The organism is Nonomuraea mangrovi, from assembly GCF_042681425.1.
GTDB classification, from domain to species: Bacteria; Actinomycetota; Actinomycetes; order Streptosporangiales; family Streptosporangiaceae; genus Nonomuraea; species Nonomuraea mangrovi.
In genome coordinates, this window is record NZ_JBHUFV010000026.1 from 87,120 (window position 1) to 109,033 (window position 21,914).

At 69.9% G+C, this 21,914-nt stretch carries 25 protein-coding genes and 3 pseudogenes; 15 read left to right on the plus strand and 13 right to left on the minus strand.

The genetic code is table 11. From position 1 onward, the window contains the following. Positions 1 to 38: 38 nt before the first annotated feature. The 3 genes from ACFSKW_RS17545 to ACFSKW_RS17555 are packed head-to-tail and all read right to left on the minus strand — an operon-like array spanning position 39 to position 2,338. Positions 39 to 1,499: a multicopper oxidase family protein gene (locus ACFSKW_RS17545; RefSeq protein WP_379573320.1), complete on the minus strand. Its 1,461-nt coding sequence runs from the start codon at positions 1,497 to 1,499 to the stop codon at positions 39 to 41. Further along, positions 1,496 to 1,843 (minus strand): hypothetical protein, encoded by a 348-nt coding sequence (locus ACFSKW_RS17550; protein WP_379573321.1) that lies wholly within the window; start codon positions 1,841 to 1,843, stop codon positions 1,496 to 1,498. The genes ACFSKW_RS17545 and ACFSKW_RS17550 overlap by 4 nt, the downstream gene beginning before the upstream one ends. A gap of 12 nt (positions 1,844 to 1,855) precedes the next feature. Next, positions 1,856 to 2,338: an anthrone oxygenase family protein gene (locus ACFSKW_RS17555; protein ID WP_379573322.1), complete on the minus strand. Its 483-nt coding sequence runs from the start codon at positions 2,336 to 2,338 to the stop codon at positions 1,856 to 1,858. A gap of 423 nt (positions 2,339 to 2,761) precedes the next feature. On the opposite strand from ACFSKW_RS17555, the gene ACFSKW_RS17560 reads away from it, so the two are divergent. The 7 genes from ACFSKW_RS17560 (at position 2,762) to ACFSKW_RS17590 (ending at position 7,593) form a co-directional block, all read left to right on the plus strand. Continuing rightward, positions 2,762 to 2,956, plus strand: a complete 195-nt coding sequence (locus tag ACFSKW_RS17560) for a DUF5999 family protein (protein ID WP_379573323.1) — start codon at positions 2,762 to 2,764, stop codon at positions 2,954 to 2,956. Positions 2,957 to 3,222: 266 nt separating this feature from the next. Next, complete coding sequence (locus ACFSKW_RS17565) at positions 3,223 to 3,390, plus strand: ATP-binding protein (protein WP_379573324.1); 168 nt, start codon at positions 3,223 to 3,225, stop codon at positions 3,388 to 3,390. Then, positions 3,387 to 3,587: a hypothetical protein gene (locus ACFSKW_RS17570; protein ID WP_379573325.1), complete on the plus strand. Its 201-nt coding sequence runs from the start codon at positions 3,387 to 3,389 to the stop codon at positions 3,585 to 3,587. The genes ACFSKW_RS17565 and ACFSKW_RS17570 overlap by 4 nt, the downstream gene beginning before the upstream one ends. Positions 3,588 to 3,945: 358 nt before the next feature. Beyond that, positions 3,946 to 4,605, plus strand: a complete 660-nt coding sequence (locus ACFSKW_RS17575) for a hypothetical protein (RefSeq protein WP_379573326.1) — start codon at positions 3,946 to 3,948, stop codon at positions 4,603 to 4,605. After that, positions 4,605 to 5,756 carry a flavin-containing monooxygenase gene (locus ACFSKW_RS17580; RefSeq protein ID WP_379573327.1) on the plus strand — a complete coding sequence of 384 codons (1,152 nt, stop codon included), beginning with the start codon at positions 4,605 to 4,607 and terminating at the stop codon, positions 5,754 to 5,756. Before ACFSKW_RS17575 ends, ACFSKW_RS17580 begins: the two co-directional genes overlap by 1 nt. Before the next feature lie 529 nt (positions 5,757 to 6,285). Continuing rightward, positions 6,286 to 6,837, plus strand: a complete 552-nt coding sequence (locus ACFSKW_RS17585) for a carboxymuconolactone decarboxylase family protein (RefSeq protein ID WP_379573328.1) — start codon at positions 6,286 to 6,288, stop codon at positions 6,835 to 6,837. Between the two features lie 171 nt (positions 6,838 to 7,008). Beyond that, complete coding sequence (locus ACFSKW_RS17590; RefSeq protein ID WP_379573329.1) at positions 7,009 to 7,593, plus strand: TetR/AcrR family transcriptional regulator; 585 nt, start codon at positions 7,009 to 7,011, stop codon at positions 7,591 to 7,593. A 67-nt stretch (positions 7,594 to 7,660) separates the two neighbouring features. On the opposite strand, the gene ACFSKW_RS17595 is transcribed toward ACFSKW_RS17590, so the two are convergent. Both ACFSKW_RS17595 and ACFSKW_RS17600 read right to left on the minus strand, forming a co-directional pair. Further along, entirely contained in the window at positions 7,661 to 7,792 is a 132-nt protein-coding gene (locus tag ACFSKW_RS17595) for a hypothetical protein (RefSeq protein WP_379573330.1), read from the minus strand. A 239-nt stretch (positions 7,793 to 8,031) separates the two neighbouring features. Further along, positions 8,032 to 8,550, minus strand: a complete 519-nt coding sequence (locus tag ACFSKW_RS17600) for a TetR/AcrR family transcriptional regulator (protein ID WP_379573331.1) — start codon at positions 8,548 to 8,550, stop codon at positions 8,032 to 8,034. A 111-nt stretch (positions 8,551 to 8,661) separates the two neighbouring features. Between ACFSKW_RS17600 and surE the strand changes: the two genes are divergently transcribed. Together surE and ACFSKW_RS17610 are read left to right on the plus strand one after the other, a co-directional pair. Then, a complete protein-coding gene (gene surE, locus ACFSKW_RS17605; RefSeq protein ID WP_379573332.1) occupies positions 8,662 to 9,537 on the plus strand; it encodes a 5'/3'-nucleotidase SurE in 876 nt (291 codons plus the stop codon). Between the two features lie 223 nt (positions 9,538 to 9,760). Further along, positions 9,761 to 10,243, plus strand: a pseudogene (locus ACFSKW_RS17610) (ATP-binding protein); the annotation flags it as partial. A gap of 213 nt (positions 10,244 to 10,456) precedes the next feature. Here ACFSKW_RS17610 and ACFSKW_RS17615 read toward each other — a convergent pair. Beyond that, positions 10,457 to 10,849 (minus strand): hypothetical protein, encoded by a 393-nt coding sequence (locus ACFSKW_RS17615; RefSeq protein ID WP_379573333.1) that lies wholly within the window; start codon positions 10,847 to 10,849, stop codon positions 10,457 to 10,459. 25 nt (positions 10,850 to 10,874) lie between these two features. On the opposite strand from ACFSKW_RS17615, the pseudogene ACFSKW_RS17620 reads away from it, so the two are divergent. After that, positions 10,875 to 11,198, plus strand: a pseudogene (locus ACFSKW_RS17620) (transposase); the annotation flags it as partial. Between the two features lie 99 nt (positions 11,199 to 11,297). Here the strand turns inward: ACFSKW_RS17620 and ACFSKW_RS17625 are convergent. Continuing rightward, positions 11,298 to 11,909: pseudogene (locus tag ACFSKW_RS17625) on the minus strand (recombinase family protein); the annotation flags it as partial. A gap of 284 nt (positions 11,910 to 12,193) precedes the next feature. Between ACFSKW_RS17625 and ACFSKW_RS17630 the strand changes: the two are divergent. The 4 genes from ACFSKW_RS17630 (at position 12,194) to ACFSKW_RS17645 (ending at position 15,834) form a co-directional block, all read left to right on the plus strand. Beyond that, positions 12,194 to 13,714: an N-acyl homoserine lactonase family protein gene (locus tag ACFSKW_RS17630; RefSeq protein ID WP_379573334.1), complete on the plus strand. Its 1,521-nt coding sequence runs from the start codon at positions 12,194 to 12,196 to the stop codon at positions 13,712 to 13,714. Next, a complete protein-coding gene (locus tag ACFSKW_RS17635; RefSeq protein ID WP_379573335.1) occupies positions 13,711 to 14,379 on the plus strand; it encodes a TetR/AcrR family transcriptional regulator in 669 nt (222 codons plus the stop codon). Before ACFSKW_RS17630 ends, ACFSKW_RS17635 begins: the two co-directional genes overlap by 4 nt. Next, positions 14,376 to 15,308: an amidohydrolase family protein gene (locus tag ACFSKW_RS17640; RefSeq protein ID WP_379573336.1), complete on the plus strand. Its 933-nt coding sequence runs from the start codon at positions 14,376 to 14,378 to the stop codon at positions 15,306 to 15,308. Before ACFSKW_RS17635 ends, ACFSKW_RS17640 begins: the two co-directional genes overlap by 4 nt. Positions 15,309 to 15,516: 208 nt before the next feature. After that, the gene (locus ACFSKW_RS17645) at positions 15,517 to 15,834 is read left to right on the plus strand and encodes a hypothetical protein (protein WP_379573337.1); all 318 of its coding nucleotides are present in this window, start codon (positions 15,517 to 15,519) and stop codon (positions 15,832 to 15,834) included. Between the two features lie 292 nt (positions 15,835 to 16,126). Here the strand turns inward: ACFSKW_RS17645 and ACFSKW_RS17650 are convergent, their stop codons facing one another. From ACFSKW_RS17650 to ACFSKW_RS17675, 6 genes are all read right to left on the minus strand, one after another. Then, positions 16,127 to 17,026 (minus strand): FAD-dependent oxidoreductase, encoded by a 900-nt coding sequence (locus tag ACFSKW_RS17650; RefSeq protein WP_379573338.1) that lies wholly within the window; start codon positions 17,024 to 17,026, stop codon positions 16,127 to 16,129. A 227-nt stretch (positions 17,027 to 17,253) separates the two neighbouring features. Next, positions 17,254 to 17,427, minus strand: coding sequence for a DUF1883 domain-containing protein (locus tag ACFSKW_RS17655; protein ID WP_379573339.1), 174 nt, complete (start codon positions 17,425 to 17,427; stop codon positions 17,254 to 17,256). 191 nt (positions 17,428 to 17,618) lie between these two features. Beyond that, positions 17,619 to 18,731 carry an FAD-dependent oxidoreductase gene (locus ACFSKW_RS17660; protein WP_379573360.1) on the minus strand — a complete coding sequence of 371 codons (1,113 nt, stop codon included), beginning with the start codon at positions 18,729 to 18,731 and terminating at the stop codon, positions 17,619 to 17,621. 21 nt (positions 18,732 to 18,752) lie between these two features. Beyond that, complete coding sequence (locus ACFSKW_RS17665; protein WP_379573340.1) at positions 18,753 to 20,003, minus strand: FAD-dependent oxidoreductase; 1,251 nt, start codon at positions 20,001 to 20,003, stop codon at positions 18,753 to 18,755. Beyond that, positions 20,000 to 20,380, minus strand: a complete 381-nt coding sequence (locus tag ACFSKW_RS17670) for a hypothetical protein (RefSeq protein WP_379573341.1) — start codon at positions 20,378 to 20,380, stop codon at positions 20,000 to 20,002. Before ACFSKW_RS17670 ends, ACFSKW_RS17665 begins: the two co-directional genes overlap by 4 nt. Further along, entirely contained in the window at positions 20,377 to 21,018 is a 642-nt protein-coding gene (locus ACFSKW_RS17675) for a sulfotransferase family protein (RefSeq protein WP_379573342.1), read from the minus strand. Before ACFSKW_RS17675 ends, ACFSKW_RS17670 begins: the two co-directional genes overlap by 4 nt. A gap of 91 nt (positions 21,019 to 21,109) precedes the next feature. Between ACFSKW_RS17675 and ACFSKW_RS17680 the strand changes: the two genes are divergently transcribed. Next, positions 21,110 to 21,886, plus strand: a complete 777-nt coding sequence (locus tag ACFSKW_RS17680) for a TetR/AcrR family transcriptional regulator (RefSeq protein ID WP_379573343.1) — start codon at positions 21,110 to 21,112, stop codon at positions 21,884 to 21,886. The last annotated feature ends 28 nt before the right edge of the window (positions 21,887 to 21,914 follow it).

Consider the following 21,914-nt stretch of genomic DNA (forward strand, 5'->3'; position numbering starts at 1 on the left):
TTGACGTGGGCACGTCAGGAAGGCGTGAACGTCTCTCATCAGACCACCTCGAAGGTGCTCATCATGGCCATGTCCTCGTGCTCGAGGTTGTGGCAGTGCATGACGTAGCGGCCCCGGTAGCCGGTGAAGCGGGTGATGATCTCCACGGTCTGCGCCTCTCGCAGCTCGACGGTGTCCTTCCACTCCGGCGGCCCACTCGGGCGCTCGCCGCCGGCCGACAGCACCTGGAAGCTCGCCAGGTGCAGATGCACCGGATGTGCGACGTCGCTGGTCAGCCGCCAGATCTCGACCTGGCCGAGCTTCGGCCGGGCATCGACGCGCCGGGCGTCGAAGGGCTTGCCGTTGATCAGCCAGCCGGTGTGACCGTGCATATCGCCACTGGTGAACTCGAAGTCGCGGGTCACCGCCGCCTTGGCAGGGTCGAGGTGCTCGACGCGTGACAACGTCTTCGGGATCGCCGAGTCGTCGCGAGCGTCGCGTTCGACGGTGAAGCGCATCACTCGTGCTTGAGCTCCTTCGCCCAGGAGGTTGTGCAGCTCGATGTGATCGCCCACTCGATACGCGGCGAAGTCGACGACCACATCGGTGCGCTCGCCCGGCGCCAGCCGTACCCGATCGACGGTCCGGGGGGCCGCCAGCAGCCCGCCGTCGCTGCCGATCCGCACCAGCGTGCCTCCGGGCGACAGGGCCAGCTCGTAGGTGCGCGCGTTGGAGCCGTTGAGCAGCCGCAGCCGGTACCGGGCACGGTCGACACCGAGGCGCGGCCAGGGTGCGCCGTTGACCAGGATGACATCACCCAGCACGCCGCCCATGAACGCCTCCTGGGCGCCGGGCCCGTCGGGACGCGCCGGGTAGGGCATGGTGCCGTCGGCATGGAAGGAGCGGTCGCAGATCATGAGCGGCACGTCCCGTTCGCCCGACGGCAGCGGCAGCGCCGCCTCTTCCTCGTCCGCGACGAGGAAGAACCCGGCCAGGCCGCGCCATACCTGCGGTCCGGTGTAGTCCATGCGGTGGTCGTGGTACCACAGCGTGGCCGCCCGCTGCTCCAGGGGGAAGGCGTAGTCGCGGTGAGCACCCGGCTGAACCAGATCGGTGGGGTACCCGTCGGACTCCGGTGGTGTGTGCCCGCCATGCAGGTGCGTGACCGTGGGCGCGCCGAGACCGTTGGTGACGCGCACGACCGTCCGGCGGCCGCTGTTCGCCCGGATGGTCGGTCCGGGGAACTGCCCGCCGTACCCCCAGATCGGGGTGCGCAGCCCGGGCAGGATCTCCACGTCGACCGCGCGCTGGACCAGATCGTAGTAGTCGGTCGTGGCATCGGTCCTGGACGGTTCCGCTGACGCGGGCAGCGGCAGGGGCACTGTGTACGGCGCAGGCAGCGGGGCTGTGCTCGCCAGAAGTCTGGGCAGCGGGGTACGGCCCGGCAGCGAGCAGCCCGACACGCTCAGCACCGCGCCCAAGCCCAGCAGCCGCAGCGCCTGCCGCCGGTTCATCGTCATGCCGCGACCGCAGTGGAGCGGCGGACGGACCAGGCACGGCCGAGTTGCAGCAGGCTCACCCCGAACATCAGAACGCCGAGCGGGACGTGCAGCGTCTTGACGTGCGCGAGGCCCAGCGCCATCTGCGCCAGCGTCATCACCAGCATGCCGGCCGCGGGCGGGATGGCGCTCAACCGTCGTGTCACCAGCGCGGCGACCAGGTGCAACAGCACGGCGGCCGCCACGGCGATCGCCGAGGCGCTGTGCATCGTCCGCCCGTCGGGCGAGGACAGCAGCAGACCAGCGGTGACCGCCTGGACCAGCAGGGCGACCGTCTGCGTGGTGATCGCGATACGCATGAACATGGGCGTCTTCCTTTATCGGAGGGAACGGATGGTGGGCTGGACGAAGACGGCAACGCTGACTATCAGCACGAAAGCGGCCACTGCCGTCAGGGTGCGCAGGGTGTGGAACAGCTCCCACCTCTGCAGGATCTCGACGTAGCCAGGCGTGTCCGACGTGGCGGCCCACTGCCGGATGTGCGCATGCAGGGGAACGTTGCCGAACACCGTCACCAGCAGTGAGGTGAGCGCCAGCGCGCCCGCGCCGATCGCGAGCCGGCGTGACAGGCCGCGGGTGACGACCGCCAGGCCGAACGAGGTGAGGATCGCCAGCGCCATCGCGCTCCGCATGACCGGCTCGTTGACCTTCATCATCGTGGTGTGGAAGGTCAGGCGCACATCCAGCGGGACGGCCGCGAACGTGGGGACCACGTTGGCGGCCCCGTACCCGAACGCGCCCGCGAGCAGGCCGGTGGTCAGCAACGCGGCCCCTTGGACAGATCTGACTGGCGTTCTCATGACCCGTAATCGTCGTCCGGTCGCCGAGCACGGTCGTCCCACCAGGGGAGATTCCCGCCGTACGACGGCGGGATGAAGAATGCGCCGATCTACGACACCGGGAGTAGTCCCGCCCACTGTGAGGGACGGCCATCGACCGCTCCCTCGGATGCCGCGATCGCCATCCGCTTCACACCCGGTGTTTCGCCTGCGACCTTCACGAAGGACTCACGCACGCGGGCGCGTGCCGGAGACCGGCCGTTGTGCGAAGCCTTCCTTCGCCCCTACACGAGCAAAACCAACTTTAAGCAACAAGTCCCTTGACACATCCACGCAGACGGACTTCCACTTGAAGGAAGACGTTTGATTGCGTTGAATACGGCCCTTTGTGATCAGCGTACTCACCAGAATCAAACGCATTCCAAAGCATGGAACGGGGGAGTCATGTGTCAGCACCAGCCGCATTGCCCGCCCGCCGACGCACCCGATCGCGAGGCGGCTCGGCTCATCGCCTTCCACCCCGAGCAGGGATGGTGGCTGCTCTGCAACGGAGTGGTCGTCTTCGACGACACCGGCGAGTTGCTGCCTGACGGGCGCAGCATCCCCGCCCGCCGCAGCCCGTGCGAGCGTGCGGCATGAACTCGCGCTCCGGCTCCGCCACCGAGTGGATGAGCACGTTCCGCCTCTAGGCCGCCCTGCCGTCGTTCCTGACGCCGGCGATCGGCGCGGGCGGGTACGCGCGCCGTTGGCGCAGGCTCGCCTGCGCCCTCAACCGCCTGCGGAAGCCGGCCTCCGGACACATCGCCTCATGGTGGTTGACCCGCAAGCCGGCCTCCGTGCGCAGAGCATGCGACCTGGCGCGAGGCTTCCTGGCCGGCCGGCGGCTCGGCTCCCATGGCGCCGTCATGGAGTTGCTCGTCGGCGAGTTGGTCGCCAACTCGCTGCAACACACTCAGGAAATGATCCGGCTCACGCTGTTCTTCGAGGATGGGCTGCTCCGCTGCGAGGTCGAAGATCCCAGCGCCGTCTGGTGCCGGCCGGGCCACGCCACCGCAAACGACGCTCGCCCTTGACCTGCCCGCTGTCGATGAATCGGGCCTCGCGGCGCATGCCGAGCTTCTCCAGAACGCGGCCGGAAGACGACGAAGAGTCGGCCCAGGGAGGCTTGCCGTTCAAGCTGCGTGCCGGGGTTGTGGGGATGACCAGGCGGCATTCCGGTTTCGAGGCGGCCATGGAAGATGCGCTTCGGCGCCTGAAGATCGTCGCATGACCGGGTCATGATAATCGTAGTCAAGCTTCAGTGAACGCCGCTACCACCCTGTGAAGACGCCGTCATTTGACTAGAGTTGCTCTCTAGTGGTTTCATTGGAGCGTGCCTCCAGCGAAACCGCGGTGCCGAGGCATCCTCGCGAACGGCGGATTCGCTGCTGGCGCGAGACCGTCACTCGAACCGCTCTCCGACCCCTTCCGCCTCGCCGGGCATTCGCGCTTCCAGCGGTTCCTGGCAAGCGGCGTTCGCATGAGTGCGCGTCGGCGGTGATGCACGCGCCCACGAGGGCGACGACCATCCCGCCTATCCCTGGGGAGCTGTTCCACCACGGCATCAACCTTTTCGACTTGAGGAGCACATGATGGCCCATCCGGCACAGTCGACTGTCGACCCCGCAAGGGGCCGGCGGACGTCCGGCACGATCGGTAGGACGACGGCGCTCATCGGCGGGCCGGTGTTCCTGCTCGGGACGGCATTGCATCCAGCACGTGATGGGCAGAGCGTCGCGGCGGTCGGTCAGCTCTACGGATTGACGCACGATCTGCAGGCCCTCGGCCTGGTGCTACAGGCGGTCAGCCTGGTCGGCATCCTCGCGTCCAGGGTCGTCACGCTGGGGCGGCGCGGGCCGCTGGGATGGTACGCGGCCATACTCGGGACCTTGACGTGGTTCGGGGTCATCGTCTTCGACGGCTCCCACAATCCGGCGGTGGCCCGTTACGCCCCCGAGATCGTCCACACTCCCGCCGATCTCGGCGCAGGCGGGGCGCTCCTCGTACTGCCGGCGCTGCTGCTGTTCCCGCTCGGGTACGCGGTGCTGGGTGTGCTGCTCGGACGGCATGGAAGGGGGTGGCCGGGCCTGCTGCTCGGTCTCGGCGCGATCGTGTACACCGTAGGCGGACTGGTCGTCTTCGTCGCCGGTCCTCACTCGCCGCTCATCCAGAGCCTCGAGGTCGTCGGCGCCGCTCTGTACGCGGCCGGATACATCGCGCTCGCCTGGACCGTCCGGGGCATGACGTGATGCCGCCGCCCGTCGTGATCGTGGGTGCCGGATCCGCCGGTCTGGCCACCGCCGCCATGCTTCGGCGGAATGACGTCGACGCCGTGATCCTGGAGCGGGGGGACAGCGTGGCGAGTTCCTGGCGGTCACGCCACGAGGAGCTCCGCCTGAACACCGTCCGCTGCATGTCGGACCTACCCGGCCTGCGCATACCGCGCTCCGCGGGACGTTGGGTGGCCCGCGACGACTACGTCGCCTACCTCCACGAGTTCGCCCGGCGTCTGCGGCTCGACGTCCGGACTGGAGTGGCGGTGCAGCGCGTCGACCGCTTCCCCGCCGGCTGGCGAGTGGCGACCTCCGCGGGCGACTACGAGACCGATCACGTCATCATCGCGAGCGGGCACGACCGGGTACCCCGGCTGCCTGGCTTGCCCGGCCAGGAGCAGTACGCCGGGCCCGTGGTCCACGTCGCCGAGCTCCGGCGGGCCGCAGACCTCGAAGGTCTGCGGGTCCTGCTGATCGGCGCAGGAAACTCCGGCGTGGAGATCGCCGGCCACCTGGTCGACGCCGGTGTGGACAGCTTGTGGGTATCGGTCCGCACCCCACCGAACATCCTCCCCCGCGAAATCGCCGGCCTGCCACTTCATCCTGTGACCCCCTGGCTGCGGATACTTCCCGAGCGTCTGCGTGACGCGGCGGCCCGATCGGTGGCCAGGCTGGCCTTCGGCGACCTTTCCCGCTACGGGCTCTCCGCACCGGCGCTGGGCCCCTACGCGCGAATGCGGACCACCGGCGTCACCGTCGCGGTCGACCAGGGCTTCGTCGGGCATCTCAAGGCGGGGCGGCTTGAGATCGTGCCGGAGATCAGCCGGTTCGAAGGCCAGGACGTCGTCCTGCGGGACGATCGCCGCGTCCGCCCCGACCTCGTCCTGGCTGCGACCGGATATCGCCCAGGCCTGGAACCCCTGGTGGGCCACCTGCGTGTGCTGAACGCCGAGGGGCTGCCGGCCGCGGGGTCACCGCCGGGGCTGTGGTTCATCGGTTACCGCACCGCGATCGAGGGCAACCTCCGACAGCATCCCATCGAGGCGCGGCGTATCGCCCGCGCGATCGCACGGGCACGATCGCGAACCCGCGAACGACATCTGGCCGGTGTGGAGCAGGGAAGGTGAGGCCTTGCGGGATCCGCTCGTCATCGCCGTCGCCGGGGCGTTGATCGTTTCGCGATCCCGCGCGGTGGACCTCCGCGCCGCCCCGTCAATCCGAACGACCGTCGCGAGCTGATGGCGCGGATCTGACGCTCCTGATCCGGCCCAGCCCCACCCCGACCCCAAGAGCGCCGACGTTGAGCGGCCAGACGTCAGAAGGCGGCATCGTGCCCTGTCTCGCGAAGGACGCCGGCTTCACATCGGATCACCTCGCCGTCCTGAACCAGGCAGACCCCGAGCGGCATCCTGACCGGGCGGCTGGACCTGCGGCCTGCCGGCGTCCTCGGCCCGTCGCTGGGCGGCATCGCGGGCGCAGAAGCCTCCCGGCGGGAGCCACGCATACAGGCCTGTCCTGTGATGGACGCTCCCATGCCTCCACGCCGGCCTGCGGCAGCCGACGGGCGCGGCTCGAAGGTTGGTCTCAGGCGGAGAGCAAACCCCATCACTAAATCTCAACTCTAGTGAATCGATCACCTATCACGAAGGAGTCACCATGACCCGTGTCCACCTCATCGACCCAGCCGCCGCCGACGGCTCCGCAGGTGAGCAGCTCGCCGCCACCAAGCAGGTCATGGGAGCCATCCCGAACACCGCCAAAGCGCCGGCCAACAGTCCCGCCGTGCTCAAGGGCTTCCTCGGAATGCACGGCGCGCTGAAGGGCGGCGTACTGCCGGCCGCACTCCGAGAGCGCATCGCGCTGGCGGTCTCCGAGATCAACCGGTGCACCTACTGTCTGTCGGCACACACCTACGTCTCCCGCATCATGAAGCTTTCCGAGGAGGAGATTCACGCCGCCCGCCTCGGCCACAGCGCCGACCCCAAGGCGGCCGCCGTGCTACGGCTGGCCGTCGCCATCACCCTCAACCGTGGTCGGGTCGACGACGATCGCTTCGCCGCGGCTCGCGACGCCGGCCTGACCGACGAGGAAATCGTGGAAACCATCGCCAACGTCGCCCACAACATCTTCGCCAATTACGCCAACGAGGCCCTGGGCGTCGAGCTGGAACTGCCGGTCGTGCCGCCTTTCGACCACGCCAGTGCCTGATCCACACCTCTGGCCGGGCAGCGTGATGGAGGATTCCGCCCGGCCAGGCCGACCCCTGGGCTAGAGTGACACTACAGTTCGTCAAATGAGGGGTTGGGGATGGCGACGTCGAGGCCGCAGCAGCCCGCGCCCGGAATCCGAGCGGCCAAAGCCGCCGCGACGCGGGCACGCATGCTGGCCGCCGCCCGTGTGCTGTTCGTGAGGCAGGGCTACGTGGCGACGACCATGCAGGCCATCGCGAAGGAGGCGGGCGTTGCCGTCCAGACGCTCTACTTCACCTTCGCCACCAAACGGGCCATTCTCAAAGAGCTCCTCGACGTGGAGGTCGCCGGCGACAACGCACCCGTGGCCACCCTCGACCGGCCCTGGGTCGCCCAGGCCATGGCCGCGCCGCCGGTCGAACAGATCCGCCTCCTGGTGACGGAGACCGCGGAGATCCTTGCCCGCGTCGGCCCGATCCTCGAGGTGGTTCGCTCGGCCGCCACGGTCGATCCTGAGATCGCCGAACTCTGGCGGATCAACATCGAGCAGCGGCACACCGTCATGGCGACCTTCGCCGGCGCCTTGTCGGCCAAGACCACATTGCGCAACGGGATCAACGCGCTGCGGGCAGCCGACATCATGCTTGCGGTACTCGCGCCTGAGGTCTACCACCTGCTCGTCCATGAGCGCGGCTGGAGCGCCGAGGAGTGGCTGAGCTGGGCCACCGATGCCCTGACCGGTCAGGTTCTACCCGCCACGGGCCCATCGACATAGAGCAGCCGCTCGGCCCGCTCACGCCACGCCCTGTCATCGGCCCGGACAGGCTCCGCCGACCCGGTGTTCACCAGTGCCAGGTGATCATCGCGTCGGCCCGTTGCCGGACCAGCCACTCCTGAAACGCCAGCCGTCCCGCGGCGGCGATCACCTCCGGGTCGGCGGGGTCCGCGCTTTCGCGGTGTCGCAGCCCGCCCACGAGCAGGCCGTCGCCGTGCAGTACCGGGCCGACGATCGGCCCGGCGGCGAGCTCCCTGAGCGGCTCGGGCAGCGAACAGCAACGCGTCGGCCGACTCGAGGTCGAGCCAGTGCGCGTCGTCGACCAGCACCACCACCGGCCCGTCCTCGGCCAGTTCGCCGAGCAGGGTGAGCGTGGGCGACGCGCCGCCGTAGCGCGAGCCCGAAACCACCGGGCCCCTCGCCCGCGGATGACGGAAGTCACGTGCCCGCGACGGCGTGGTACAGCAGCTCGGTCAGCTCGTCGGCGTATGCGGGCTCGCTCACGTCCCGCCCGGTGGCCACGCGAAGGAAGACCGCGCCCACCAGCATCTCGAGGAAGACCTGCTGCTCCACCCCCTGCCGCACGCCGGGCTGTGCCAGCGTCCCTGCCAGGTGCGCACGGCGGGGCCGCACCAGCTCGAGGCCGAAGCGCCGCTTGTCCGGAAGGTCGGCCATGAGCCCCAGGAACGCCTGGACCACCTCCGGCCGGCCGAAGCGGGCTACCACGGCGTCCACCCACGCCCGCAGGTCACGTCGCAGATCCCCCGACACCCGCGGTGCCGCGCGCTCCGACTGGCCGAACAGCGCCTGCGCGACGATATCCGCTTTGGATCGCCACCGCCGGTACACCGCGGGCCGGCTCACGCCCGCCCGCCGCGCGATGGCGTCGATCGAGGCCTGCTGGTAGCCCACCTCGGCCAGCAGCTCCAGCGTCGCCTCCAGCACCCGCGCCTCCACGGCGGGATCCCTCGGCCGCCCCTTGACAGGAGCACTGTCCGATCTCACCATTACGTTCCAAACTGTAACGTAAACCACACCTCAGGCGCGAAGGTGGGACGGGAGCACCCCATGGTCCAACGCGCCCTCATCGCCCTGCTGTTACTCCTGACAGCCTTCCTCACCGGATCATCCCCCGCGCAGGCCCACACGCGGCAAGCGCTCAGGATCCTCCTCACCAACGACGACGGCTACGGCTTCCCGTTCATCCAGGGCCTGCGGCGGGCCCTCACCGCGGCCGGGCACGAGGTGACCATCGTTGCCCCGGCAGGCGATTCCAGCGGGAGCGGCACCGCGTTCAACGCCAGGTTCGGCACCACCATCGAGGCGGCGGAGAAGTCGCCGGGCGTCTGGTCGGTCAACGGCAGTCCCGGCGACGCGGTGGCGTTCGGCCTGCGGGTCGTCTTCGCCGAGAACCCGCCGGACCTTGTGGTCTCCGGGCCCAACGCGGGGCAGAACGTCGCGGCCGTCGTCAACCACTCCGGCACCGTCGGCGCCACCGTCGCCGCGCTGGACAACGGCGTGCCCGCGGTCGCCTTCAGCACAGCCCTTGACCTCACCACGAACCCGCCGTCCTTCCCCAGCGCTCAGCAGTCCATCGCCTTCGCCGTCAAGGTCGTCGACCGGCTGGCGAGCTCGCGTCACGTCCTGCCCCCACGGACGGCACTCAACGTCAACTACCCCGTCAAGCCCAACGGCACGGTGAGCTTCGCCCGGCTGGGCACCTCGTCGTTCGTCTCCACCGGGTACGCTCCCGCGCCTGAGGTCTGCGCCGCCTGCTATCGCATCCTGCCGGTGGTGGCCACCGAGCCGGACCCGGTCCGCGACGCCGACCGCACGCTGCTCGACGCCGGGCACGTCACCATCACGCCCCTCGACGGCAGTTGGGAGGCCTCACCGGCCGTCACGGCGCTCCTGCGCATGCGGCTGGCGGGCCTGACTCCCTGAGCCCACACCAGCATGGGGCACGCCCGCGCAGGTCGTGAGCGAGCACAGCGGGGCACACGTGTGCCCCGCTGTGCTCTTGATGACCACCCGATCCGCCTGTGGCCCCTGCCGGCGGTAGGCGAGCCCCTGTCGATGTCGTGGGTGGCGAACACCAGGAAACTTGGCCTGGTGTGTGTCCTGGGTGTATTCAGAGTCGTGCAATTGGGATAAAAGGCGGGGGGCCGTGGACCAACGTAAGCGGGGCGCCGGGCACGGTGAGAACGTCGGGCTGCTCGGGCGGGGGCCGGAGTGTGCTCTCCTCGATCAGATGATCGCGGCCGTCCGCATGGGGGAGAGCCGCGTGCTCCTGGTGCACGGCGCCCCGGGAGTCGGAAAGTCGGCGCTGCTGGAGTACGCGGAGAACGCGGCGACCGGCATGCGGGTACTGCGCGCGGCCGGTGTCGAGTCCGAGATGGAGCTGGCTTTCGCCACCCTGCATCAGCTGTGTGCGCCGCTGCTGGATCGGCTGGAGAACCTTCCCACGCCGCAGCGCGATGCGCTCGAGACGGTGTTCGGGATGCGAGGAGGAACGGCGCCCGAACGCTTCCTGGTCGGGCTGGCGGTACTGAGTCTGCTGTCGGACGCCTCGGAGGGGGAACCCCTGCTCTGCGTGGTCGACGACGCGCAGTGGATGGACCGGGCCTCGGCGCAGGTCCTCGGCTTCGTCGGCCGGCGGCTGCTGGCGGAGTCCGTCGCCCTCGTCTTCGGCTCTCGCGAGCGGTCCCAGGACCTGCTCGGACTGCCGGAGATCGAGGTCACCGGGCTGAAGCCCGCGGACGCACACGCCCTGCTGAACTCGGTGACGCACGTCCGGATCGATCAACACATCCGCGATCGGTTCGTGGCCGAGACCCGGGGCAACCCGCTTGCCTTGCTGGAGCTACCGCGCGAGTTGGCCGTGACCCGGATGGCGGGCGGATTCGGCCTCCTGGACGCCGACACGCTGCCGGGCCGGATCGAGCGGAGCTTCCTGGCCCGGATCGAAGCCTTGCCCGAGCAGACCCGATTGCTCCTGCTGGTCGCCGCCGCCGAGCCGGTCGGCGACCCCTCGCTGGTGTGGCGTGCCGCCGAACGGCTCGGCGTCACCCCTGCGACGGTCCTGGCGAACGGGACCGACGGGCTGCTGTCGTTCGACGTACGGGTGATCTTCCGTCACCCGCTCGTGCGGTCGGCCGTGTACGGGTCGGCGAAGGAGGAGGATCGCCGGGCGGTCCATCTCGCGCTGGCGGAGGTCACCGACGCGCAGGTCGACCCTGACCGCCGTGCCTGGCACCTGGCGTCCGCGACGGCCGCGCCCGATGAGAGCGTCGCCGCCGAACTGGAACAAAGCCGGGGAGGGCTACGACAGCTCCGGGTTCACCATCGACTGGGACAATCAGACAGTCACCTGCCCGCAGGGCAAGACTTCCACCCACTGGGCGCCCTGGCGCACCAAGGCCGGCGAGGAGGCGATCCATGTCGACTTCTCCAAGACCGACTGCACTCCCTGCTCCGTCCGCGCCAAATGCACCCGTTCCAAACGCGAACCCCGCCAGCTCACCCTTCACGCACGCGAAGTCCACGAGGCCCTGCAATACAACCGGGCCGCTCAGCACACCGGAGCCTGGAAACAGCAGTACGCCCTCCGCTCCGGCATCGAAGGCACTATCTCCCAGGCAGTCCGCGGCGAAGAAGCCGAACAGGATGCGGCCAGGGCCGGTGGGGTCGTAGATGCCGGGCAGCGGCCCAGCGAGCATCTCCAGCACCAGGCCGTGTGCGGTGAGGTGGTCGGCCAGGGCGGTGAGCTCGGCGGCATCGCGGCCCAGGCGTTTCATCTCATAGATGGTGAGGATGACGCGGCGGTGCGGGGCGTGGGCCTTGATCTGGCGGGCCAGGGTGAGGGCAGCCTCGAACTGGGGGCGGACCCGCATCCGGCTGCTGATCTTCTCGGCGAAGATCTTGTCTCGGCCGATACCGTGCGCGGCCAGCGCGTCGAGTTGGGACTGCAGTTCCTGGGTGAGGGTGGAGCAGCGGGCGTAGCCGATGCGTATGTCGGCGCTCGGATTGTCTGGCGCGACGGCGGCCGGGGTGGGCGTGCCGGGTCGCCAGGGCTGGCCGGGGCCGCGGTCGGCGGGGGTGGGCACGCGCAGTAGTTTGGCCAGGCGGCCCACCTTGGTGAAGCGGCCGGTGTGGTAGGTGCCGGCGACCGCGCCGCCGCGGGAGCGGCAGGGCGAGCCGGGTTCGGCCCGGCAGCGGGGGCAGGGGTGGCGCTCGACATCGTCGGCGTCGTCGCCGGCGTCGCGGGCGGGGGTCTTGTCGGGGGCCGTCATGCCTCCGAATGTTCTCACAAACATTTCTCAGAAGACGGTGCTCTTTGCGTGAGAACGAGTTCTGAGAAGGAATCGGAGATCGCTTACAGTGTCCGGACACATTCGTGATCTTGATCTGCCAATGGACCGTTTCTGAGAAGAGAGTGCGAGGGGACATGGCCGGCCCGCCTGGGGGCGCGGGCGCAGGAACCGTCGCGGAATGGACATCGTCAGGGTTAGCGGTGGGCGCCGGGACTGCGGCGCGAGGTGATCTCGGCCGCGCTATTATGCAAACGCATCCGTATGCGTTTACGAAATGAGGTGGCCGGATGCTGAAGACCCTGAGCAAGATCGGGTTACTCGTCGCCGCCCTCGCGGTGGGCACTGCCTGGCTGGTTGTCCTGCGGTTGAAGGACGTGCCGGCGCCGCTGCTGACGGTCTATGGGCTGCTGCTGGCCGGATCGGTGGTCGGGTCGCTGTGGCCCGATGTGCTCGGCCGGCTGTCCACGCGGCGCCGGGTGCTGGCGTTCCTCGGGGTTCCGGCTGGCCTGGGCACGCTGGGGCTATACCTCGCGGTCGTCTACTACGTTACGGACCTGCCGGTGCTGCTCGCCCTAGCCGCCGCGGCCTGCCTGGTCTGGGCGGCGGCCGCCCTCCTGCGCGGACGCTGGGCGGCGGGCGTCCGGGGCGCCCGGCCTTCCCGACGCGCCTTCCTGCTGGGCGGTGGCGGGCTGGCGCTGGGTGTGCTGAGCGGACTCTCCGTCGACCTAGCCGAACGGCAGCGCCGCGCGGCGCTGGCGCGAGGCGAGCCGGAGCGGCAGGCGGCCGTGCGCACCCCGGGCGCGCGGCGGCGGATCGTCGACGACGCCGTGCGGGTGTTCCCGATCCACACCGGCGACACCATCGTCACCTACGGCCAGTTCTACGGCGGTCTGGACGGCTGGGAAGGGCTGAACGGCTACGTGCGCACCCTGGTCGACAAGGCGCAGATCGCGGTGCCCGTCTACGCCTACCTCATCGACCACCCGCGACACGGCTTCATGCTGGTCGACACCGGCGTCAACTGGGAACAGGCCCACGATCACGACGGGTATTACGACATGACCTCGCGCCTGCTGACCGAGCGCGACGAGTACCGGATGAGTCCCGGGCAGGACCTGCGGGTCCACCTGGCCCGGCTCGGCTACGACGCCAAGGAGATCACCACCGTGTTCCTCACCCATGTCCACGACGACCATGCGGGAGGGCTGCGCTACCTGCCCCAGGCGACGGTGGTGATGGACCGCCGCGACTGGGAGCACGGCGTGTCCTACCCGTACTCCTTCGACCTGGTCAAGGACAAGCTCTCCTTTCCCGCCTTCAACTCCGGCGCCTTCGGTGCCTTCCCCACCGGCCAGGATCACTTCGGCGACGGCAGCCTCATCCTGCTGCCCACACCCGGCCACTCGCCCGGCCACATGTGCGTGCTGCTGCGCATGGACGTCGGCGGTGTGCTGTTCATGGGCGACACCCTCTACACGCTGCCCCACCTGGCTGTCGACCAGGTCCGCCAGATGACCATCGGCGGCGCCGACACGATCCACCAGATCGAGGCGGCCCGGCGCATCCAGAAGCTGCTGGCCTCCGATCCCGGCACCGTGCCGCTGTTCGCCCATGACAACACCCGGTACCAGTCCGACCTGGTCGCCGCCGCGTTCGACCAGGGTGTGCTCGGAAAGGAAGGGCTGCGGGAGTTGCGTACGCACATGGAGGCCGTCCTCACCCCGGACTGGCGGTTGCGGCCGGGGCACACTCCCCACTACGTTGCGCCCGCGTCCGGCACCGGACTGGGGCGGGTGGAGTTCCGATGACCTCTACGCGGCGCACCCGGGGCAGGCCACGCGACCCCGAGGCCGACGATGCGATCATGAAGGCGGCGCTGGAGCTGTTCGTGGAACGCGGTCTGGAGGGCGCCAACGTCGAACAGATCGCCAAGCGCGCCGGCGTGGCCAAGGTGACCGTCTACCGGCGCTGGTCGTCGAAGGAGGAACTCCTCACCCAGGCGATCGAGCAGGCCCGCACCCTCGCCCCCGAGAACGACATCTGGGCCGGCGCCGACGCGGCGGCGCAGCCGGTCGACGAACGGCTCATGGACTCCTGGGCGCACACCCTCGGCGACGCCCGCTTCCGCGCGATCCTCGCCCAGCTCATCGGCTCCAGCGTCACCCAGCCGTCGCTGCTGGCCACCTACCGCGAGCAGTACATCCAGCCCCGCCGCCGGCTGATCCACACCGCGCTCGAACGCGCCCGCCGCGACGGGCTACTGGCTGAGGACGCCGACCTCGACACCGTGATCGACATGGTCGTCGGCGCGGCGATGTACCGCATGCTCATCGACCCGGACGAACCAGCCGACCCCGCCGCCACACGCCAGTACCTGGAGGCCGTCCTCCACCAGGCCGACCGGCTGCTGCGGCACCCCGACATGCCCCATCGACAAGAAGATCGACAGGAAGAAGGACAGGACCCCGCATGACCGGATACATCGACGTCCAGCAGCACATGATCCCCGCCGACTACGCGCGCTGGCTGCGCGAGCATGGGATCCACGCTGCCGGCGGGCGCGAGCTGCCGGAGTGGAGCCCGGCCCTGGCGCTGGAGCTGATGGACCGGCAGGGCATCGCCGCCGCCGCCCTGTCCGTCAGCATGCCCGGCGTGCATCTGGGCGACGGCGCCGACGCCGCGACCATGGCGCGCACCGTGAACGAGTACGGCGCGAAGCTGGCCCAGGCCCACCCCGGCAGGTTCGGGCTGCTCGCCACGCTCACCCTGCCCGACGTGGACGCCGCCGTCGCCGAGGCGGCGCACGCGCTCGACGAACTCGCGGCCGACGGGGTGATCGTGCTGGCCAACAGCCGCGGCCTCTACCTGGGCGACCCGGCCCTGGACCCGCTCATGACGGCCTTGGACGACCGCGCTGCCGTGGTCCTCGTGCACCCCGCCGACCTGCCAGGACCGGCCGTGCCCGGCATCCCGCCGTTCGCCGCCGACTTCCTGCTCGACACCACCCGCGCCGCCTTCAACCTGGTCCGCCACGACGTGCCGCGCCGCTTTCCGCACATCAGGTTCATCCTGGCGCACGCCGGCGGCTTCCTCCCGTACGCGGCGCACCGCCTGGCCCTGGCCGTCTTCGCCGAGACCGGCCGGGACCTGGACCACATCCTGGACGATTTCGCCGGCTTCTACTTCGACACCGCCCTGTCCGCCAGCCCGGCCGCGCTGCCCTCGCTGCTCGCCTTCGCCAAACCGGGGCACGTGCTGTACGCCAGCGACTGGCCCTTCGTCCCCGAACTCGCTGTCTCCTACTTCAACGGCCACCTCCAGAATTCCGCCCAGGACACCACCGACATCGGCCACTGCAACGCCCGGCCGCTGTTCCCTCGCCTGTCTGAGGCCAGACGCTGATCTCCGCTGGCGGCTGCCAGTATGACGCCCAGCTGTGTCACCTTCGTCGACGTGCTGGGCGGCCTAGCGCTAGCCCCGTTTTCCGCACGTGAGGGATCTTCAGCGGAGATCTCGTGGATCGATATCGAGGAGATCCAGGAGACGAAGTTGAAGATCGGTAGGTTGTGGAATGGTCGGGGATGACTGGCCGGTGCCTGGGATCAGGCGGATGCCGGCCAATGCATCCAGGATGAGCCGGGCGGTGGGGATGGCGGGCCGGCCAGCGTATATCCTGTGCGGCTCGCGAGCCGCCGAAGCGTGCAGCCTGGATCTGGAGGACTTCGACCTGCGCACCGACGATGAGCACGTCCGCGTCCACGGCAAGGGCGGCACCGTCCGCACCGTCCTGCTCGACGACCGCGGCTACGTCGCGCTCCTCAAGCTCTACCTCGCCCGCGCTGGCTACAAGTTCGGGCCCGTCTTCCGCGCCAGCATCAACGGCAAGGGCGGGCCGCGCCGAAATCCGCGCCGCCCGCCGACGCCGTGACCGCCGCTGACCTGCCGCCAGAACCCTTCACACCGTCAGCCACAACCAAGATCAATCTCAGTGATAACTACTGTTCCTGGGTTCCTCAACCCCGGAAATCCCCGGACTCACCTGATGGCCGTGGTGAACGCCGCCGCCACGACGAGCCCGGCCTGCCCCGTGTGCAGCGCGCCGATCGCCCAGGCTCGCACCGGCCGCCCGGCCCGCTACTGGGCCCGCCGCTCGGGTCGGAACCACCAGAGGAAAGGTAGCTCTGAGTAACCGGGAACTCCCGGACAGCTTGACAGATCGGCTACTGCCGCAGGGCCAGCGCCGCGGTCTCGCGGGCGCAGCCCCAGGACAGGCTGACGCCGTGGCCGCCGTGGCCGTAGTTGTGCACCACCCCGTCCTCGCTCTCCACCCGTACGGAGGGACGGTCGGGACGCAGGCCCACCCACTCGGCGATCACCTCGGCCTCGCGCAGCAGTGGCTGGACCCGGCGGCAGCGCTCCAGGATGCGCTCGCTCACGTCCGGATCGGGGGTGAGCTCCCAGCGGTCGGCGATCGCGATGCCGCCGCAGAGCACGCGGCCGGGGTGTGGGACGTAGATCGTCGACTCCGGCTCGGTGGTCAGCTCCAGGAACACCTCCTCCAGGCCCGGGTTGGTCACAGCCACGAGCTGGCCCAGCATCGGGCGGACGCTGTCGTCACCGGCCAGCTCGCGGGCGCCGAGGCCGGAGCAGTTGATCATCCCGGGTTCGAGCGCCGTCACCTCGCGGATCTCGATCTCGATGCCCAGCCTGCTGGTGAGGTAGCGCAGGTAGACGGGCATGTCGATGACCGGCATCGTGCCGTGGAAACCGGCCGGGTATCCCTCGGGCAGGTCCGTGGCCGGGCGCAGGCCGGGGATCAGCGCGGCCTGCGGCGGCAACCGGTCGGCGGGCGGGAACTGGCCGACCGTGAGGGTCTGCGCCATCCGCACGCCGGTGCCCGGCTGAGTGGCGAGCTCGGTGAACTCGCGCAGGGACTGCTCGGTCCAGGCCAGTGTCCTGTCCATGGGCGGTTGGAACGACGGGCCCCACATCGCGCCCGCCAGCGCCGACGTGGTCTCCTCCGGGGGCGCGGCCGCCCACACCCGCACCTCGGCGCCCGCCTCGGCCAGGCAGATCGCCGTCGTGAGCCCGCTGACTCCCGCTCCGACCACCGTCCACATGGACTCCATTATCCAGGCGTGCCCGTGGCGTGGGCGAGTATCGCCGCACAGCGCCGCTGGCTGGCCCGCAGCTCCCCGACGTCGAGTGCGTGGCGTCCGGTGCCGATCCGTAGCGATCTACTACGCTCTGCGAGGTCCGTCGTATCCGTGTGTTCCCGCCACCCGGCGCCGACGAGCCCGTGGAGTCTCCTACTGATTGGTAACGGCCGCGGCCCGTTGGCGTCCGGTCAGTCGTCGAAGAGCTGGGCGACGGAGACCTTGACCCGGTCGTAGCTGTCGACGACCAGGTACCAATAGTCGTCGTAGGGCACCCGCAGGACGATGGGGCTGACGTCGTAGAAGCCGCCGTGGTACTGGTACTCCTCCTCATCGAGGTACGCCTGGTATTCCTCGCTGTCCATGAGGCAGACCCTGCCGGGCTACGGGCCCGCGAAGGTCGCGGCGATGATGGCCCATCTGTGGCATCGATGAAAAGCGCAGAGTCGGTGGGTTGGGAGAGCAGCAGCGGCAGCGGTTGCTGCTGGCGGTCGAGGGCTGATTGATGTCCCGGAGCCGTGCAGCGTTGGGCAGGACACGCTGCCTGTAGGTGCGTTCATCGGCGAGCGTAGTCGGGGGCGTGCTCCGGGCGCGGGCCGTAGGCGATGAGCCGGGACGGGAGTTTCTTGAATGCGGGGAAGTGGCGTGCCAGGAAGACCAGCGGCCTGGGCGGTCGGGCGCCTTTGCTGGCGAAGGCGGGGACGAACATGGTGCGGTGCAGCATGCGTTGGACGGCCTGGACGATGGCGGTCGGCCGCCATCTGCGCTGTTGAACCTTGGCCAGGTCGGCGGTGGTGACCTGGTGGCGCCGTAGGGGTTCGGCCAGGATCGTCGCGGCCGCCACGGCGTCCTGGATGGCGAGGTTGATGCCCATCCCTCCGGCGGGGGACATGGCGTGCGCGGCGTCGCCGATGAGCAGGGCGCCGTCGGCGTACCAGCGGTTCAGCCGGTTCAGCCGCACATCGAGCCGGTGCAGGTCGTCCATACCGGCGATGTGCTCCACGCGGTCGGCGTACTGCGGAAGGAGGTCGGCGACGCGCTCGCGGAAGCGTTCGACGCCTTCGGCACGCAGGCGAGCGTCGGCGCCTTTGGCGGTGAAGTAGGCGATCTGGTAGTAGTCCTCGCGGGTGAAGCTGAGCGCGATCTGGTCGCCTTTGAACTCGCCGACGAGTCTGGCGATCTCGTCCTGTTCCCTGGCGTGTCTGGGTAGCCGGAACCACCACGTGTCGAACGGAACCGGGTACTCCTTGGGCGTCAGGCCCAGCTCCTGGCGGACGGTCGAGTGGCGGCCGTCGGCGGCCACGGTGAGCTGCGCGCGAATCTCGCCTTCGGCGCCCTCCCGGGTGCGGTAGCGGACGCCTGCGACTTTGCCGTTCTCCTGTATCAGGCCGGTGACGGCGGTGTTCATCCGCAAGGTGAAGGTCGGCTCGCCGGCCGCCGCGGCGGCCAGGAAGTTGAGCAGGTCCCACTGCGGGATCATCGCGATGTAGTTGTACGGCGCGGGCAGACCGGCGAAGTCGCTGAGTGTGATCCGGCTGCCGTCCGGGAGCGGCGCCTGCAGATCGCCCAACCGGCTCTGCGGCAGTCGGCGGAACTCTTTGCCCAGGCCGAGCTCGTCCATCAGCCGGACGGTCGAGGCGTGCACGGTGTCCCCGCGGAAGTCGCGCAGGAAGTCGTTCCTTTCGTTCGATCATGGGCTTTTCCGTTCCGGGCGGGCGAACGCGGGGGCGTGCTCGGGGCGGGGCCCGAAGCCGACGAAGCGGGCGGGGATCTTGCGGAACCCGGGGATCACGCGGCTGAGGAAGAGCATGGATTTCGGCGGCCCGGAGCGTTTGCCCGCGAACTGCTTCTCGAACATGACCCGCTGCAACAGCCGCTGACCGTTCTGCACGATCACGGTGGGCCGGTACCTGCGCCGTTGCACGGCCGCGAGATCCGCGAGGGTGACGGCGTGCCGGCGTAACGGCCCGGCCAGGATGGTGCCGGCGGCGACCGCGTCCTGGATGGCCAGGTTGATGCCCACCCCGCCGGCCGGGGACATGGCGTGCGCGGCGTCGCCGATGAGCAGCAGCCCATCGAGGTACCAGCGGTCGAGCCGGTTCAGCCGGACGTCGAGCACATGCACGTCGTCCATGCTCGCCAGCCCGCCCACCCGGTCGGCGAAGTCCGGGCGCAGGTGGGCGATGCGCTCGCGGAACCGCTCTATCCCCTCGGCCCGCAGCCGCGCGTCGGAGCCCTTGGCGGTGAAGTACGCCACCTGGTAGTAGTCGTCGCGGGCCAGCGAGATCAGCGCCTCGGGGCCCCGCGCGACCGGTGTCACGGTGGCGGGCTCCTCCCGCTCGCCGGCCGGCCTGGGCAGGCGGAACCACCAGACGTCGAACGGCACGCGGAACTCCTTGGGCACCAGGCCCGCGTCGCGGCGCAACGTGGAGTGCCTGCCGTCGCAGGCGATCGTCAGCTCGGCGCGGATGCGCCCGTCGCGGCCGTCCGCCGTGCGATACCGGACCCCGGTGACCTTCTCGCCGTCGCGCAGCAGCGCGGTCGCCTCGGTGTTCATGCGCAGGGTGAACCCGGGCTCCTCGCTGGCCGCCTTGGCGAGGAAGGACAGCAGATCCCACTGCGGCACCATCGCGATGTAGTTGTACGGCTCCGGCAGCGCCTCGAAGTCGCCCAAGGTCACCATGCTCCCGTCGGGCGCGGGCAGCGCCAGGTTGCCCAGGCGGCTCTGCGGCAGGGCGCGAAAGCCGTCGCCGAGGCCGAGCTCGTCCATGAGCCGGACGGTGGCGGGATGCACGGTGTCCCCGCGGAAGTCGCGCAGGAAGTCGCCGTGTTTCTCCAGGACGGTGACCTCGATGCCGGCTCGGGCCAGCAGCAGGCCCAGCATCATGCCGGCCGGGCCGCCGCCGCACACCAAGACGCCGGTGCTCTCATTGACTGTCATGACCGTTCCTTCCGGCGAAGTCCGTACTGGCTGAACAGGGCGATGACCACCAGGCGCAGGGCCACGTTGGCCCAGATCGCGGGGTCGGCCGCGGCGCGGGCGAACGCGTACGCCTCGACCGCGGCAGTACAGGCGTGGAACACGATCACGGTCCACGTGAGGAGACGCGCCGCTTCGGGGCCCCGCAGGCTTGTGCCGGCTAACGACAGGAACGCCACGGCCAGTTCGGCGGCCCCCAGGAGGTAGCACACGAGGTAGGCATCCGGCGTGACGCGCACGCCGACCGCGCCGGGGATCAGGCCGGGCGCGGCGATGAGCACCACCCCCGCAGCGAAAGTGACCAAGGCGTGGAGGGTGAGCAGGATGCGGAGGTTCACCTCGGTTCCCGCAGGCGGCTGAGGGCGGCTTGCCGGTCGTTGAGGCGCGGGTAGGGCTCGTCCGGTACGGGCACGCCGAGGAAGTCGCACAACGGCTCCCAGCCCTGACCGGTCTCGTAGATCAGGACGCGGTCCGCGGGGAGCGCCCCGGTGACGTCGGCGGTGTGCCGCCGGAACATCTCCACGGCGTGGCTCTCCTCAGGCATCGGGTCGGCCGGTGTCGTGCCGAAGGCGTCGCGCCAGATGTGGTCCAGCAGCGGTCGCATGCCGGTGGCCACGGGCTGGAATTCGGCAGGCGCCGCGCCGGGGTCGTGCAGCAGCGCGAAGACAGTGTCGCGGAGGCTGGCGTACCAGGCGTGGGGGTCGCGCACGGTGAGGATGACCTTGGCGTCGGGGTAGGCCTGCGCGAGCGGGCGCCAGAAGTGGGCGCTCGGCCAGTCCACCGCGGCCCGGTAGCCCCGCAGCACGCCGGTCCAGTCGACGGGCCCGTTCAGGGTCTGGCGCCATCGCTGCGCCCGCTCGGGATGGGCGGCGATGTCCTGCATGTGGTGGCAGGGAGCGAAGCCGAGCCGCTCCAGCGCCGCCTTCAAGGACGTGGTGCCGGTACGGGGCAGTCCCGCGCCGATCACATCGATCATGGTCGCTCCTTGGAAATTCACCGTTCGATGAAACTGTACTGGAGACGATACACAGATGAGGTTCAGATAGGAAGCAGTACCATTGGACGCCGTGGACAAAGCTCTGGTAGATGCCGCGCTGGCGGCCGCCGCACAGCTCGGCAAGGACGTGGCCGAAGTACCGCTGAGTGCGATCGCCGCAGCGGCGGGCATCTCCCGCAGCACTCTGCTGAGGAGGCTAGGCGGCTCCCGGACGCTGCTGGACGAGGCGGTCCGGCAGACCGGCGTCGATCCCGGCGGACGGCCACCGGTCCGCGAGCGGGCGATCGAGGCGGCGGCCGTGCTGATCACGCGCGACGGACTCGGCGCGGTCACGATGGACGCCGTCGCGGCGGCCGCGCAGTGCTCGCCGACCAGCCTGCATGCCATCTTCGGCGGCCGCGACGGCCTGCTGGCCGCCATGTTCGACCGCTACGTGCCGGTGCCCAGCCTGGAGATGCTGGCCGCCGGCTCCCCGCACTCGATCGAGGAGACCGTCCACGCCGTCTACGGCGCGCTGGTCGAGGCGTTCTCGCGGGAGCCGCGAGTGCTGCCGGCCATCTTCGGCGACCTGTTCAGCCGCCCCGACGGCACGGCCGCCCGGATGCTGAAGGCCAACCTGCCGAGGATGTTCGCCAGCCTCGGCACCCTGCTGACCTCACAGATCCAGGCCGGACGGCTGCGGCCGATACCGCTGCCGCTGCTCATTCAGCTCATGGTCGGCCCGCTGGCCGGGCACATGCTGCTCCGCCCCGCGCTGCGGGAGGCGCTGGGCGACGACGTGCTGCCGCCGGTGGAGGAGGTCTCACGGACATTCGCCGAGGCGTTCCTCCGCGCCGCCGCCCGCTGACGCAGGACCCGCTCAACATCGGCCCGGA